The sequence below is a fragment of the Leptospira adleri genome (genome assembly GCF_002811985.1).
Taxonomy (GTDB): Bacteria; Spirochaetota; Leptospiria; order Leptospirales; family Leptospiraceae; genus Leptospira; species Leptospira adleri.
The window spans coordinates 22,085-36,757 of sequence record NZ_NPDU01000044.1; the positions used below are offsets into that span (position 1 = coordinate 22,085).

Below are 14,673 nucleotides of genomic sequence, written 5' to 3' on the forward strand. Positions count from 1 at the left end.
GTAGAATTGGGAAAACGGCCGAAACTATAAACAATGGATCTCAATTTCAAAGATAAGCTCCAATCCGGGATGTCCTCCATAGACAATCTTTCCCGGAATTTGCCGCCTCAAGTACAGAAAACGCTTTTGTATACCGGAATCTCCTTAGCCGTTTTGGGTGTTTCTTTAGCGATACTCGTTGGAGTTCAACGCGGAAAGGAAGGTGCGGCTTTTGAGGACCAGGCCAAAGAATTGGATCGTAAGGCTTTGTTTTTAGAAGATATAGAACGCAATTACAACCGAAAACGAAAATCAATCCGCTACAGCGATCCGGATCTTTCAGGAACGGGAGAATCCTCCAATCTCGAAATCGATCGATATGAAAGAGAAAAACCGAAAAGCGGACTTTTGCCGGAATCGAATTCTACGGAAGGAAAGGATCCGCTGAGGGAAGGAAGAAGGGAAGGCGGCGGAACCCCGAAACTTCCGACTGAATCCGATTCCCTTCCGAATCAAGACCGAGAAAGAACTCCGGACTCGAACCGAAGACTCGAAGATCCGGGAACCGTAACTCCGGATCGCGGGAACGGAAATACTTCGAACGGAGACAGGCCGAGTCTGATCCGTCCTCCTAAAAACAATTCAAAAGGATCGCCTGAACTGAGATGAAATGGATTCAGCTCTTGATTCTTTCCGGATTTTTTTTGGGAATTTCCTTTTCCGTCCAAGCGGATATGCCACTTCCTTTTCCGGAAGAATCCTCCAATTCTTTCCAAGAGCCGGACGTCGCCCCGGAGAACGAGACGGGCTTTCAAAAAACACAAACTGAAGAATCCAAGGCTTTGCCTTCGGAAAAAAAGGATTCTGCGGCGAGCGGCGGCGGAGCCGATTCAAAGACGAGTAACGTATCCACTTCTTCCCCTGGAAACGGAAACAACGAGATCGCTTCCAAGGATTCTTCTACGGAAGAATCCACCGGAATTCCCGAAAAGACCACGCTTCCGAATTCTTCCAAGACGAGTTTGAAAAAGAAGAAGGATAAAAAAAAGGAAGATCCTTCGGAAAGCGGATATAAGAAGGGTGTTCTTCGTCTGAGAGAAAATCAGAGAAATAACGCTAAAACCGAATTCAATCAGGCGAGCGGACAAGGAAAGACGGCTAACGCATCCAAGTTGGAAGACGCAAGACTTACCGCCGAAAGCGCGAATGACGCGAGTTCTATCACGGAACAGATCGATTCCGAAGAAGAAAAATGGAAGGCGGTTTTTGAAGTCGCTCGCGCCTTGAGAGGAAACGGAAAAATTCCCGAAGCCGAATCGCAATATCTCAAAATTATCACTGAAGCTCCTGAAAATTTCCAGTCGATTTCTCTTCTTTCACTCGGAGAAATGCTTTCTTCAACGGATCGAAAAGACTCTTCAAGGAGATATCTTCTGCAGCTCGTGAGACTTCTTCAAAAAAAACCGGAACTTGATCCGCAGAAGCAGAATTTAGAAAAGGCTGTTACGCTTATCGCGAGAATTTACGGAGATCAGGGAAGATACGAGGAAGCGGAGAATTGGGCGAAGACGTATCTCACTCGCATGAATCCGGATGCCTCCGAAGATTCTCCGTTTGTAAAAGAACTCCGAAGAATTCTAAAACGTCGATACTATTGAGTTGGAAAGAATTTTCGTTTCGAAAAGAAGAATCCTACCTTCCCCGCAAAAAGATGTTTTTTGTAAAGATGTGTCGGAACTACGACAATCTTTCGTAAAAACTGGCGCGCCCCCACCCAGAATGGGTGGAGGAGGCGGGTCCGCGGGAAAAAGTGGGAGGCTTTCTCTCTATCAGAAAATCTCGTTTTTCGCAAGTAGAATCTGATTCTTCAGCGTTGTCGGAACTACGACAAATTAAACTTTTTGAAATTGTTGTTTTCTAAGATTTTTTCTTCTAATAAGATTTAAAGGCGCGAAACCGAGTCCGGGATGTTATGTTTTCCTTATGCGTCAACTTCGTAACATCGAATGGTAATCACATCCGTCAACCATTCTCACAAAAGCGAAAACGGTCGAGGAAGCTGTAAAAAAGAAATATTAGGAAATTCTTATGTAAGAGAAACGTTTACGTCGAGTTTTCCGAACTTGGAAAATAAGCTGATTCCGAGAGAGGGTTTTTTAGGAATCTTTAATGTTTCGTTTTTGGAATCGATGATATTCGGAGCGGTTATTTCGATCGATTGACCCGACGTTGCAAAGATGTTCATCGCATTTCCCGTTGTCATGTTTGCGATTTCGCCCAAGATATCCTTGTATTCGTTTTTGATATCCTGTTCGCTCATTCCGGGCATCAAAACTCCGGCGATCTTGTAGGCCGCGTCGTAATTCAAACCGTAGACAACCTCTCCGTTAAACGTTCCGATCACACCGATGACGATCGAAAGTTCAAGATTGGTTTCAGGGCTGTCTTTGATTCCGATCTTTCCTCGAATGAGGTCCGTCTTTAAGACATCTCTAAAAACGATGGTCGCCGCTTCGAGAAAGGGATTTACCAGTTCAGCCCGGATTTGCATTATTCTTCTGCCTTTTGACCGATCCTTCGTTCAATCGGGTATTTTTCCTGAAGGGCCTGGCTGATTTCCATTACGAATCCATTCATCAGGTTTGGATTGTCTCTCAAATCGGGTCCCTGGGAAGTATTGATTTTAGACGAATTGATTTCCATGGAAGCAAATTCTACGAATACATTTTTTTCGGAATCCTTGTAAGGACCTCCGACTTTTTTTGTCCCAAATGCGACCGTTGTCAAATCTTTCAGAAATTGGGTGTTATTTCCCAAACGGATCGTCTGGTTTCCGGACTTCAATTCCCAGAGATTGAGAAGAGTTTGATCCTTGTAATCTTGGATCGAAGTCCCCAGAAGCGCGGCGATTTTTTGCAATCCGTCCGGTTCTTCTTGTAGGGTTTTTAATTTCGCCTTCCACTCGTCTTGAGATTTCGATCGATTCTCCAGAAGGATTTTGCTTTTGAGGAAATTTTTTCTTTCCTCAAAACTGACTTCCTTTCCGTCCTTATTCTTCGGAAGTTTCCCGTCTTTTTTCTCGTTTTCGTATTTGGCTCTTAGGATCTCGTCCGAAATCGGAGCTTCTTTTTCCGCGAGTTTGGAAAGCTGATCGTCGGTATAAAAAAGAATTCTCAATTGAACGCGAGCCGATGTGGATTCTTTTTGAACTCCGATTTCTCCGTCCGTTTTTTTAAGATCGGAATTGAGAAGAGAATCATAGAGAACGCTTGCATTCTTACGATCGATCCGGTACTGCATCGGTGCAGAATTTAGAATTTGTTTGTAGATGGCTTCGGGTTTGCGAACGTCTTCCTCGGAATATCCGGCTCCGCCGATGGATTCTCTGTGAATTCTTCTCGCCTCATCCGAAAGTTCTTCCCGAATTCCGGTTTCAGATACGGAAAATCCGGTCGCGTCTGCGATCTGTTTGGTGACTACGAGGCTTCGGATCGTTTGAAAAGCGCAGGATTGAAGCGTTGCAGGATCTTCCGCAAGAGAAGGTGCGATGCTTCTGTATTGAAAAAAACAATCTCTTCTCGCGGCCTGGAAATAATCCATCGGAATGGAATAATCTCCGATTTTGCCGGCGTTCACGTTGGAACGCCCCGAGATTACGTCGAAAAAGCTCTTTTCGGCGTCTCCGGGGAGAAAAGTGATGATCAAACCGCTCACAAGAAAGAAAAGAAAGATTGCGACTACGCCGCGGATGATTTTGTCTTTGAGAGAAACGTTTTCTAATTCCATGTTTGTATCTGTAAACTGAAAGGGTTTGTGAAGGAATATTTCTGTAAAGGAGAAAAGTGAGAAAAACGCTTCAGAAACCCGCTCAATCGACAGATAGATAAAATGATGCTCTTTATCGCAATCGCACTCATCCTTGTGGGACTTCTTTGTTTTATCTACGTCTCTTTGAACCCGAACGGTTCCGGGTCCGAGCGTTCCACGTCCAAATCTAGCTCGCCTCGGTCCGGGAATTCCGAAATCGACTACCTGATTTCTAGACCGAACGCCAAGAGGGCGGGAGAAATTCTCGCCTCCAATAAGAGATCTTCTCAGACGGATAATGCCGAAAAGCAGAGACATCTCGAAAATTTATTCGTGGAAGGAAGAAAGATTCCGAAACAGAGTCCGATCCCCCATCCTTCTTCCGGATCTCAATCGGAAAGTTTCCAAAACGAGGATGATGAATTTATTTCTCAAGAAACAGGTCCCTCCGGAATTCGAGTTCTGGAAGAATCGGAGTCTCCTTCGTTTTCTTTTGTTAAAGAGAAGAAGGACGAGGAAGTGAAGGAGGTTCGATTCGAAATCGAAGGACTTTTGTATTTGGATCAGAATCGGGATCTTCCGTTTGAAAAACTCGCCGATAAAAAAGAGGCTTTGACTCCGGATCTCTTGAGAGGGCTGAAAAGAATCGGTCCCGGAAAGTTGTACGAAAGTAAGGATTCCCTTTCTTTCGAAGCCTTGAACAGCAGTTATCGTTATTCTTTTTCCGAGATTGAAAAAATATTATTCTTCGACGAAGGAGTCGTCTTGATTCCTTCCAAGCCCAATTATCCGGTTCCGGTCTTTTTTACTAAAGAAACGAGTCATCTCAAATCGTATCTAGAAAGTTCTTCGAAGACGTTTCTTTCTTAGAGGGGAATTTGTAGCAGTTCCTACGCTCTTCTGAAAAAATCGGCATGCCCCACCCAGATCTTGGGTGGAGGGGTGATGAGCGACTCATAGGGAGCGATCATTGAGTTTCGGCGGCGGCAAACCTCGAGGATTTTGCTCTATCAGAAAAACATAATTTTTGCAGATAGAATTTGCTTTTCAATTTTTGCAGGAGCTCCAACGAAGCGCGATCGAAACGATCGAGTCGCTTAATCTTCGGTCGTTTCTTCCTTTTCTCAACGACCTTCCACGTGAAGGAGACGGGTCGTTTTTACGATGATTCTTACAAGAACGTAAAATATCAGACCGCCCCCGAAGAGGATGATCTGCGGAAGCCGAATCGCTTCCATGAGATTGCTCACGGGCTCGTTAAAGTAAACCGCCACCAGATCAAAGACGCTGAAGATCGCGAGAATTCCGAAAAGACTCGGATATTCCCTTTTGATCACGTTTCGGATCGAAAAAGAAAGCCCGGGTTTTTTATAACCACTCAACTTAGGAATAAAAGCGGGAACCGAATTCGCCCAGGAAAGATACGCGTCTGCGAATTTTTTTCTCAAGAATTGTTCTTCCGCGAACATTATTCTTTCGTAATATACCCAGAAAAAAAGAATAAAAACCGCCGCTATCAGAAAATTCTTCAGAAAGAGAACGGCTCCTAAATACAAAAGAAAGTTTCCGAGGTAAAGAGGATGACGCATCAGAGAATAAATTCCTTCCTGATTTACGACGTCCGCGACTTGTTCTTTTGTGTTTCTTCCCGAAGTTCTCGCCGGCGCGTAACCGATCACAAAGCTGCGAACAAAAAGACCCAATAGACTGATTCCTAAACAGATCGCTTGGTAATAGAGATGATACGTATAAGAATTTCCGGGGAACTGATAAAAAGGCAAAAGTCCAAGGCAGAGAATCAAAATGATTCCGGGGATGTAGGATCTCCAACGAAATAGAAAATTCCCCTGAGATTCAAATTCTTCGATCAAAGCCATGCTTTCGTCCTAATTTTAGATTTCTTGTGAAATGAAATTGGAAGCCTCCCGTCTGTCAATAGAGAATCGAACCTTCGGTCGAGAAGGGTTCAGAAAGAATCCGGAGAAGAATTCATCCAATCGAATCTTTCCTGAAACCGATCCAAGAATTCCGCATCAAGAACATACAAAACGGAATCCTTCCCGCTTCGAAAGATCGGTTCTTTTTGCGAAGTCTTACCGATCCATTCTATCTCGTAGATCGGTTCCGTTTTTTTTTCATTCAGGAATTGTATCTTGAGTTTTTCCGAGGAGGAAAGACTTTGAATCGTTTCGCGAAACGGTTTTTTAAGAATTCTTTCGGCCTTCGTTTTCAAAAGTTTTTCGACCCAGTCCCTGCAGTTTTCTCCCCAGCAGTGACTTTGATCAGAATTCGGAATCACCCAGCGATCGGGAGAGGTTTGTTTGATCCGGGTTTGAGAAACTTTTTTTACGGAAAAGTCTATGAGAATAGTATGAATTACTGATATATCTGTCTCTTGGGGAAACAGGAAATCGGAAAAGAAAAAGTTCTCGTTTCCCCGACCGACGACCGAGTTTAGATTTTCCTCCACAAACCAGATCTCTTCGTTTTCAGGATCTCGGACGAACGTTCCTTTTTCCTGCTTTCCGGAAACGCCGATCTCCAATTTCCCCGTATCAACTGACTCGGTCCGGATCTCCAGTTTCAGCTCGTCTCCGTTTAGGCCGAAGTTTTGATTTTTCGATCGAGAGGCAATCTTAGAGAATTTTCGGAGTTTCAAAAGTGTCGAGAGAAGAGATTCAATTTTTTGAATATCGGGTCTTGCGGTTCCGTCCTGAACGATCCAACTTCCGTTTTTTCTTTCCAGAAGAATTTCGTGTCCTTTTCTTCCGATTCGGATTGTTTCCACTTCGGAACTTTTATAGGGGAAAAAAGGTTCCGAGTTTTGATACGTCCTTTGAAAAATCGAAAACGGATCCGAGGTCAGGAAAAACACGGTTCCAAGGACGACATTGGTTAGAAACAGAAAGAGCGCTTTTTCTTTTTTGAAAAATCCGAAAACGAATGTCGCCGGAAAAGAATCGAAGTTCATTTTGTTTCTTTTTCTCCTCGAAAGGAATTTCGATATCGAATTCGCAAAAACGTATATAGACCGAGAAGAAAAGGGATTCCCAAAAGATTTAGGAAACTCAAAAAGAATTTTTCCTTTTCGGTAAACGGATTTAATTTTAACACAGCGGATTTTTTGCCGCGAATTTCGATTAGGTCCGTATCACCCGAAGAAATATCGATGGAATTTAATAAAAACGGAATATTCGATTCCTGATATATTTCTCTGGTTTCCGGGAAAACGAGCAGGTCGGAAACGATATATGGAGAACCGATCACAAGAATTCTCGAAGTTTTTCCATCTTGAGTTTTCGAAAGGAACTTTTTTTCATCCTTTGCGTCCGGCGCTTTTTTAAAACGGGAATTAAAACTTCCTTCGAGAAGAGCTCCCAAGATTTGTTTTTTCCCGGAAGGTTGATGTGGGGTTGCGAAAATCTGTTTTTCGCCCAAGGCTACGATGTCGGAGCGCACTTCGGATTCTTCTCCCGCGAAAAGGATCGGTTGTATATTTATGTTTGGTTGTTTTGCAGGATCCAAACTCAGACTCGAAGACCAGGGAACGAGAATGCTTTGTAAAGGCGCGGTGAAAGGACTTACTTCGCTTAACAATTTCCCTTTTTTGTCCGCGAGAATCCAAGGCGGATACGGAAATCTTCCGATCACTCCCGGCTCGACTTCCATAAGCGGACCGGTCGGCAGGGAATGTTCCAAGTCGAGAACGATATCTTTGTTCACTTGAAAACCGTAAGAAGAAAAGACGGAATTCAATTCTTCGATATCCTCCGTAGGTCTTGCGATCCCCGCGGCGGTAGGAGACATTCCGATTCCTTCCTCACGATTCGGAGCTTGCATCCGAAAGTCCATGGACTTAGCAAAAAGAATCAGACTTCCTCCTCTGAGCAGAAATTGATCCAATTGATACGCGCCTTTTTCCGAAAGAGATCCGGACCCGATCCACAGAAGGGTGCGGATTTCTTCGCCGATTTCTTCTTCGTTTAACAATATTTCGGTGACCGGTCCGTATTCTTCTTTGAGAACCTGATGAACGAATACTCCGACGCTGTCTTTTCCACTCGCCGGTCCGGGAGGATCCGACGATAAAACTCCGGGAACGTTTAGGATCGCGATACCGGATTCTCCCGGATTACGAATCATCTTCCGAAGCGTGGTAAGGATCTGATATTCTATCTGTTCCGCAAAGAACGCGACCGGGATCGTTTCCTTCAGAGAACCGAGCGAAAGTGTGATTCCCATGAACGCCTGTTTGATCTGAGAAGAATTTCTTTCGTTCTTTTCCAAAATCTGCGGAGCGATTCCGGATTCGATCGCCTCTTTTCGATCCTTTTCCGAAGAATCCGGATCGTGGAATCTTAGAACGACCTTGGAGTCGCCGAGCGAACCTAGTTCGATTAACAATTCTTTGGCGAGATTCAGAGCGGTTTTGTATTCTCCCGGAACTTCGGAAGAATAATATGCGTCTATAAAAAGAGGTTGATTCAAATTTTTGAATATGAATTTCGTACTTTTCGAAATCTCAAAACGTCCCGAAACCGAAAGATCCTTTCTACAAGCGAAATGTCCGACGATTCCGTTCGTAAAAAGGAAAATCAAAAAGACCTGTGAAAATAAAAACAAAGAACTGGAGTTCAACTTTAAAAAGAAGATTCTGAATTTCGAGATCATCGTTTCGACCTCAATATGAGAATATTAGCATATAATGACGTTAGGCAAAAGCTCAAGTAAAAGAAAATCTCTCTTCCGTCCAAAATTCCCATGCGGAACGTTTCAAAGTGTTTGGACAGGGAAAAAAACGAAAGAATCCTGCTCAAGTCCGGGCCGAAAAAAGGAAGAAAGGGTCTATAACCCAAAAGAAAAAACGACAAACATACGATAAGACCAAGAAGATAAGAGCTGATCTGATCTTTCGTCAAGGACGATACGACGCTTCCCAAGGCGAGATTGGCTCCTCCCAAAAGAAAAATTCCGAGATAACCGGCAAACGTGGTTCCCAAGTCCAAGTCGCCTAAATAAAAAATCGTAGTCGGAATCGGAAGCGTGAACAAAAGTACAAAGCCCAAAAAACACCAGGCGCCCAAAAATTTTCCTAGAACCAGCTCAAACTCGCGAAAAGGAAGGGTAAAAAGAATTTCTAAAGTGCCGATTCTTTCTTCTTCGGACCAAAGACGCATGGAAAGCGCCGGAATAAATACCGCATAGAGGATCGGAACCCAGAGAAAATAGGCTTCCATACTCGCCGATTTGAGATCCCAGAAGGAACTGTCTCCGAATCCAAAGAAAAAAAGAAACGAAGTCAGAAACAAAAAGAATCCGGCGAAGATCGTTCCGATCGGAGAATTCAAATAAACGGAAAATTCTTTCCAAAAGACCGTCTTAACGTTTCGAAAGGATTTCGCAAAAAGATCGAAAGGATTCATTCTTTTGTTTTTCCAGTGAGCGTTTCGAAAACCGATTCCAAAGAATTTTTTTCCGGAATCAAGGATCGGATTCGAAAGGGCGCGTGTTTTAAAATTTCAAACGCGTCTTCCGCTTGGAACTCGGAGGATACGATTCTGAATTCTTGAAAACCCTCTTCGATTTTGCCGGTTTTTTCGATTTCATAGAAATTTTCCGGGAAGAATCCGCGCATCTCTTCGATCGTAGTTTCGGCGGAAACGAACCAGCCTTGACCTTTCGAAATCGAAAAAACGGAAGCGTCGGCGATCAGTTTTCCCTCCGATAGAACCAGAATATGATCGCAGATTTCTTCGACTTCCTGCAAAACGTGCGATGAAAAAAGAATCGTTTTAGTTTTTCCTAATGTACGAATCAGATTTTTGAGTTCACCGATTTGAAGAGGGTCGAGACCGTCGCTCGGTTCGTCCAAAATGATGTATTCAGGATCTTGAATGATCGATCCCGCGAGGGAAATTCTCTGTCTAAATCCTTTTGACAAAAAGGAAATCGGTCTATAAAAAACTCCGCCGAGGTTCAGAAGTTCCGCCGCGGCTTCAACTTTGGTTTTTAAAAGATTCTTAGGAATTCCTTTCGCGGAAGCCAGAAAGGAAAGATATTCGTAAACTGTAAGATCCAAGTAGATCGGAGAGGCCTCCGGAAGATATCCGATCTTTTTTTGGATTTCGATTTTGTTTTCTAAAAAGTCCAACCCGTCAAAGCGGATCGAGCCGGAAGAGGGGACGAGATAACCCGTCAGAAGTCGGAGCGTCGTCGTCTTACCGGCTCCGTTCGGACCTAAAAGGCCCGTGATTCTTCCTTTAGGAATTTCAAAACTGAGATCGGAAACCGCGATCTTTCCCGAATACGCACGAGTGAGTTGACTGACGGAGATTGTTCCCATTGGGATATCACAAAAACTGCGGAAGCAACGAAGCGCGGCAATCGTTTTTTAAGGAACCTTACAGGCCCAGCTTACCGTCCACTTTGAATTTTCTCAAAACTTCCAGAAGATCCGGACTTAAGTTTTTGATCTTCATCTTCACTCCGAAGTTATCCATTAGATTTTTTAGAGTGAGCAGTTTTGCGATTCCGCTGGATGTGATTTTTTTTACGCTCTCTACTTGGAACTCCACTTCGGAAATGATTCCATTGGAAGCCTTTCTGGAAACCTCGTCAAAAATTTTATCATAACCGTCGATTACCGTCGTATCGATGACGACCTTTCCGGATTTTCCTTCTACGTTGAATTTTGACATACGATCTTCCTTAAATTCCCTTTATCTTTTTCAGTTTTCCGACTTGTTCGAATGTTTTGAATTTTTCTTACGGAAAATTTTCCGTAAGAAAAAGACTCGTTCTTCTATTTCTACAGTTGTAGACGCAATAAGTTGCGATCCTAAGAAGATGATATATGTCATCGATTTCGTAAATTAATTTCTGAACTTCGGCAGATATAATTTAACAAAGAGGCGTCTTCCTCTAAAAACCATCCCTTATAATCGGAACCTTCTTCCAAAAGTTCGAGTCCGCATTGCTTAAGAAGCATTCGAATCTGGTCACTTGAAAAATGAGTGTGTTCGTGAATCTCGGAAAATTCTTCTTTGGTTTGTTTGTGGGAAAAGGTAAGAACGGATTCTAAACGATTGGATTCCTCAAAAAAACGATTCTTCCAACGGATTTTGTAGTCTCCCACCCGTTCGTGAAACGTCTGTCCGTCGAAATGCGTTTTGAAATTGTATAAACTGCTCAGATCAAAAAAGAACAAACCGCGAGGAGAAAGATGTCTTCGGATCCGCAGAAAAGCCGATTTGAGTTCGGATTCGTTTTTGAGATAGTTGAGAGTATCATGCGTGGAAAGAATCAGGTCGAAAGCCTTGTTTTCCAGGTCGAAGTTGAGTAAATCCGAGTGAATAAAATCTCCGTCAATCGGCTTTTTTTGAGCGATTTCAAGCATTTCCGCACTTGAGTCTACACCGGTCCATTGGATCGATCGGGGAAATTTTTCCCAAAGTTTGCAGGTTCCGCAACCCAGATCTAAAACCGTTTTCGGAATGAAATTTTCGCTATGATTTGCGTAAGAAGAAAGGATAAATTCGGCCCAGCGATCATACTGGACATCCTTCATAACTGCATCATATACGGTCGAAAAGCCGGAATAAGGCTTTTTTTTAAGCATAATTTAATTTTTTCTTGCTCTTTTTACGATCTTTCCAATAGTCAATCGTAATTTGATGAGACATAATGTTTCCAGGGAAATTTCAACTCTTTTTAGAATTCAATCCTTCCTAGTAAGGAAGTTGACGGTAGAGTTGCCAGGTTTCCGGTCCGATACTCGAATTCTTATGTCTATGGTAAACAAAATTCAATGGGAATAGAATTACTCCTGCCGTTTATAGCCAGTGTAGGAATTACAATCCTTCTCAGAAGGTTAGATAAATCCAACTATAAACTCAGTCAAATCAAACGTTTTACCGGAAAAATTCAAGACGAGTTGAACGACATCGCTCTGGAAAAGATTCAATCCGTAAAAGACGCAGGAATCGATTTAGAAATCAGTCTCAAACAAACCCGCAAACTCGCAAACGACGTACACGGTTTAAACGAAGAATCCAGACAACTTTTAGAATCCATCAAAACCAACCGCGACTTTCTGGACAGCGTCGCAAGAGACTTGAAGGAAGTCGTTCAACTTTCCTCGGACATTCGGGAAGAATCGAACGCGATCCAACAGGGACTTCTTCGTATGGAATCCGGTAAAAAAGAAATCCAACTTTTGGATCAGAAGATTCTCGACCTTCGCTCCGAAGCGGAAGCGATCCTGGAAGTTTTTTCCGATAAGGTCAATCTTCGTTCCGACGAACTCTTACAATCCCTCGCTTCCAAGATCGTGGAACTGGAAGAATTATTAGAAATTAAAAACGATAAGATCGATCAGGGTTTGAGCGCGATCGCATCCAACTACAGAGAAACTCTCGATTCTCATACAACTTCCTTGCTCAGAGAATCCGTGGGAAGGGTAGAACAGCTTCGTTCCGAAATCACTTCTCTTTTTGAAACGATCACAAACAAAGAAGAAGATTTGGATCTTAGATCGGAAAAACTCCAGACCGTATTCTTAACCGTAAGCGATAAACTGGAAAGACTCGATTCCCGCGTGGAAGAAAAAGCGGAAGCCGCCGACCGCAAACTCGAGGACATGGCGAGACTTTCCGAAAAATCGGTCCAAGACAAACTGGATCGGATTCTCGAACAGGTCACTCATTCGAAAGAAGCGTTTATCAACGGGGTCAAACTCGAAGTGGACGCGATCCGAAGAGAGATCGAGGGAATGAGCCTCGAGACGATGACTCGAAGAGACGAAATTCTCAACGAAACAAGACGTCAGGCGGAATCGATCAACGAATCCATCCAATTCTTCCAGGAAAAATATCTGGAAGCGGAAAACAAACTTCTCAGACAAGCCGACGCGAGAAAGTCGGAGCTTTTGCGTCAGATCGACAATTTCGAAGAAGAGTTCAACCGAATCAGCAGCAATTTAAGAAGCGAGTCCGACAGTCTTAAAAAAGATATTTCCTTGGGTCTGAGAGATTTTCATTCCGCGTTGGATTCGGCGAGGGACGAGGCGAAAGAAAAAACGATCTCGGGAATTTCCTCGCTCAAAGAAAGTTTCGACGTCGAACTCGCCAAGGTTCACTCGGAAAGATCGGCTCTCATTCAACAGGATTTGGAAGCGGTTCGTCAATCGATCGTCGCTCTCGACAAACAGATTTCCACTCGGATCAAGGACGTGGATTCTTACTTAGGCGATCTTCAGTCCGCGATGGAATCGAGCGCCGGAGATCTTTTGTCCCAAGTGGAAGGAAAGATCGATCTTCTTTCCGGAACCGTCGACGACGAAGTGCGTAAGATCGATCAGAGATTCGAAAACCTCGGTCGTTATTGGGAAGAAGAATTGGGAACGATCCGCTTAAACACTCAGGATTCAGTTTCTCATCTTCAGGAAAAACTCGGCGGAGTTCATGTCGAGGGAAAACAACTCCTGGAAGAATTCAAAAACGAATACAACATTCAAAAAGATAGAATCGAAGAATTCGTTTCCCGTTATAAGTCCAATTTTCAAAAAGAAGGAGATTCCGTTTCCGATCGTCTCGGCGAATCTCTGCGCAACATCAAAGAAGAAGGAAACCATATCCTTCAAAATCTTCGGGAAGAATTTTCAGGGACCATCGATAAGATGGAACAGATCGTCAAGAAAAACGAAAAGGTTCTCGAGATCCACGCCGAAAAAGTCCGCAACAACGTGGAATCCAATCTGGAAAACGCGGGAAGAGACGCTGAACGCGTTCTCGATAAACTGAAAAGTTCCGCGGAAGATTTTTTTGAACAACAAGAAGAGAAGATCAGCCGTTTAAACGGAACGATCGACGCCAAAATTTCCAAACAACTCACTTCTCTAATGGACAAGGGACAACTTCAACTTGGACAACTCGAGGAAAGAATCAGCAAATATATCCTCGACGTAAAAAAGAATCTGGAAGAATCCCTGAGGGAGTCGCGCAAGAACAGCGACGAACAGATGAAAGGTTTTCAGAAGCAGCTTGAAAATCAACTGCGCGAGATGGAAGCCGCTTCCGAAGAATTCTTACGTTCAGGCAAAGAAGAATTCAAAGATTCCATGCAGGAATACAAAACTCTTCAGTTGGATCTCAAACGCGATCTCGAAGAAATCGCAAACGCAAAAACGAATCTTGTCAACGAGATCCGAGAAGAAGCCGAGAACTTACGTTCTCGCGTCGAAGAAATCACCGACAAAATGGAAGAGCTCGGTGAAAAAGCAGAACTCTTTCAGAAAGCGAGCGAAGTCGTGGACAGAACGGATTCTTATATACAAACGATGGAAGAACTTCTTTCGAGAGCGGACAAGAGAACTCCTTTGTTAAACGAACTCGAAGAAAAGTTAGACGAATTACAAACTCTCAAACATTCTCTCGTATCGGAAACCGAAGATCTGAAAGTCAGATTGGACTCGCTTACATCGATCAAGGAATCCTCAGATTCTCTTCGCAAAGAATTCGAAGAACTCCAAAGCCGTTCTTCCGATTGGGAAGATACTTTCACAAGACTTCTCAATGCTGGAGAGAAAGCTCTCGAGATGGAAGAGACTTTCGGGGATCTTACTGCGAGACTCGAAACTCTCGAATCCGTCCGCGAAGATGTCAAAGGGCTTTTCGACGAAACTGACGCTCACAAAGAAGCGGCGAAAGGACTTACGAACAAACTCTATTCTCTTCAAAACGACGTCGAAATTCTGGAAGCGAGAGAAAAAGAAATTGCGGAGACCGTTCGTAAAACCGACGACCGAATCGAATCTTTGTTCCGTAAAAAGGAAGAAATCCGTTCCGTCGAAGCTAAGTTTGAAAAGATTGAAGACTTGATGGTCGACTT

Annotated in this window: 13 protein-coding genes; 4 read left to right on the forward strand and 9 right to left on the reverse strand. The window is 43.5% G+C overall.

From position 1 onward, the window contains the following. Positions 1 to 33 precede the first annotated feature (33 nt). Together CH376_RS15790 and CH376_RS15795 are read left to right on the forward strand one after the other, a co-directional pair. Complete coding sequence (locus CH376_RS15790; RefSeq protein ID WP_100786371.1) at positions 34 to 648, forward strand: LIC_11485 family protein; 615 nt, start codon at positions 34 to 36, stop codon at positions 646 to 648. Next, entirely contained in the window at positions 645 to 1,637 is a 993-nt protein-coding gene (locus CH376_RS15795) for a hypothetical protein (protein WP_100786372.1), read from the forward strand. The genes CH376_RS15790 and CH376_RS15795 overlap by 4 nt, the downstream gene beginning before the upstream one ends. Positions 1,638 to 2,065: 428 nt before the next feature. On the opposite strand, the gene CH376_RS15805 is transcribed toward CH376_RS15795, so the two are convergent. Both CH376_RS15805 and CH376_RS15810 read right to left on the reverse strand, forming a co-directional pair. Then, a complete protein-coding gene (locus CH376_RS15805) occupies positions 2,066 to 2,530 on the reverse strand; it encodes a chemotaxis protein CheX (RefSeq protein WP_100786374.1) in 465 nt (154 codons plus the stop codon). Beyond that, a complete protein-coding gene (locus CH376_RS15810) occupies positions 2,530 to 3,864 on the reverse strand; it encodes a hypothetical protein (RefSeq protein ID WP_100786465.1) in 1,335 nt (444 codons plus the stop codon). The genes CH376_RS15805 and CH376_RS15810 overlap by 1 nt, the downstream gene beginning before the upstream one ends. A gap of 3 nt (positions 3,865 to 3,867) precedes the next feature. On the opposite strand from CH376_RS15810, the gene CH376_RS15815 reads away from it, so the two are divergent. Continuing rightward, positions 3,868 to 4,656 carry an LIC_11490 family protein gene (locus tag CH376_RS15815; protein ID WP_100786466.1) on the forward strand — a complete coding sequence of 263 codons (789 nt, stop codon included), beginning with the start codon at positions 3,868 to 3,870 and terminating at the stop codon, positions 4,654 to 4,656. 254 nt (positions 4,657 to 4,910) lie between these two features. On the opposite strand, the gene lmtA is transcribed toward CH376_RS15815, so the two are convergent. The 7 genes from lmtA to CH376_RS15850 all read right to left on the reverse strand — a co-directional run bounded on the left by lmtA (position 4,911) and on the right by CH376_RS15850 (position 11,404). Then, positions 4,911 to 5,663 carry a lipid A Kdo2 1-phosphate O-methyltransferase gene (gene lmtA / locus CH376_RS15820; protein WP_100786375.1) on the reverse strand — a complete coding sequence of 251 codons (753 nt, stop codon included), beginning with the start codon at positions 5,661 to 5,663 and terminating at the stop codon, positions 4,911 to 4,913. An 89-nt stretch (positions 5,664 to 5,752) separates the two neighbouring features. Continuing rightward, entirely contained in the window at positions 5,753 to 6,757 is a 1,005-nt protein-coding gene (locus CH376_RS15825) for a DUF4340 domain-containing protein (protein WP_100786376.1), read from the reverse strand. Then, on the reverse strand, positions 6,754 to 8,457 hold the full coding sequence (locus CH376_RS15830) for a GldG family protein (protein WP_100786377.1): 1,704 nt from the start codon (positions 8,455 to 8,457) through the stop codon (positions 6,754 to 6,756). Before CH376_RS15830 ends, CH376_RS15825 begins: the two co-directional genes overlap by 4 nt. Further along, the gene (locus tag CH376_RS15835; protein ID WP_100786378.1) at positions 8,454 to 9,209 is read right to left on the reverse strand and encodes an ABC transporter permease; all 756 of its coding nucleotides are present in this window, start codon (positions 9,207 to 9,209) and stop codon (positions 8,454 to 8,456) included. The genes CH376_RS15830 and CH376_RS15835 overlap by 4 nt, the downstream gene beginning before the upstream one ends. Beyond that, a complete protein-coding gene (locus CH376_RS15840) occupies positions 9,206 to 10,129 on the reverse strand; it encodes an ABC transporter ATP-binding protein (protein WP_100786379.1) in 924 nt (307 codons plus the stop codon). Before CH376_RS15840 ends, CH376_RS15835 begins: the two co-directional genes overlap by 4 nt. A 58-nt stretch (positions 10,130 to 10,187) precedes the next feature. Next, positions 10,188 to 10,484 carry an STAS domain-containing protein gene (locus CH376_RS15845; protein ID WP_100786380.1) on the reverse strand — a complete coding sequence of 99 codons (297 nt, stop codon included), beginning with the start codon at positions 10,482 to 10,484 and terminating at the stop codon, positions 10,188 to 10,190. A gap of 158 nt (positions 10,485 to 10,642) precedes the next feature. Beyond that, on the reverse strand, positions 10,643 to 11,404 hold the full coding sequence (locus tag CH376_RS15850) for a class I SAM-dependent DNA methyltransferase (RefSeq protein WP_100786381.1): 762 nt from the start codon (positions 11,402 to 11,404) through the stop codon (positions 10,643 to 10,645). 189 nt (positions 11,405 to 11,593) lie between these two features. Between CH376_RS15850 and CH376_RS15855 the strand changes: the two genes are divergently transcribed. After that, positions 11,594 to 14,673: SpiroCoCo family coiled-coil protein (locus tag CH376_RS15855; protein ID WP_100788184.1), on the forward strand; the 3,080-nt coding region annotated here is incomplete at its 3' end.

Excerpts from the sequence above, each read along its gene's own strand:
- CH376_RS15790 (WP_100786371.1), top strand. The coding sequence starts at position 34 with ATGGATCTCAATTTCAAAGATAAGCTCCAATCCGGGATGTCCTCCATA.
- CH376_RS15795 (WP_100786372.1), top strand. The coding sequence starts at position 645 with ATGAAATGGATTCAGCTCTTGATTCTTTCCGGATTTTTTTTGGGAATT.
- CH376_RS15805 (WP_100786374.1), bottom strand. The coding sequence starts at position 2,530 with ATGCAAATCCGGGCTGAACTGGTAAATCCCTTTCTCGAAGCGGCGACC.
- CH376_RS15815 (WP_100786466.1), top strand. The coding sequence starts at position 3,868 with ATGATGCTCTTTATCGCAATCGCACTCATCCTTGTGGGACTTCTTTGT.
- lmtA (WP_100786375.1), bottom strand. The coding sequence starts at position 5,663 with ATGGCTTTGATCGAAGAATTTGAATCTCAGGGGAATTTTCTATTTCGT.
- CH376_RS15825 (WP_100786376.1), bottom strand. The coding sequence starts at position 6,757 with ATGAACTTCGATTCTTTTCCGGCGACATTCGTTTTCGGATTTTTCAAA.
- CH376_RS15830 (WP_100786377.1), bottom strand. The coding sequence starts at position 8,457 with ATGATCTCGAAATTCAGAATCTTCTTTTTAAAGTTGAACTCCAGTTCT.
- CH376_RS15835 (WP_100786378.1), bottom strand. The coding sequence starts at position 9,209 with ATGAATCCTTTCGATCTTTTTGCGAAATCCTTTCGAAACGTTAAGACG.
- CH376_RS15840 (WP_100786379.1), bottom strand. The coding sequence starts at position 10,129 with ATGGGAACAATCTCCGTCAGTCAACTCACTCGTGCGTATTCGGGAAAG.
- CH376_RS15845 (WP_100786380.1), bottom strand. The coding sequence starts at position 10,484 with ATGTCAAAATTCAACGTAGAAGGAAAATCCGGAAAGGTCGTCATCGAT.
- CH376_RS15850 (WP_100786381.1), bottom strand. The coding sequence starts at position 11,404 with ATGCTTAAAAAAAAGCCTTATTCCGGCTTTTCGACCGTATATGATGCA.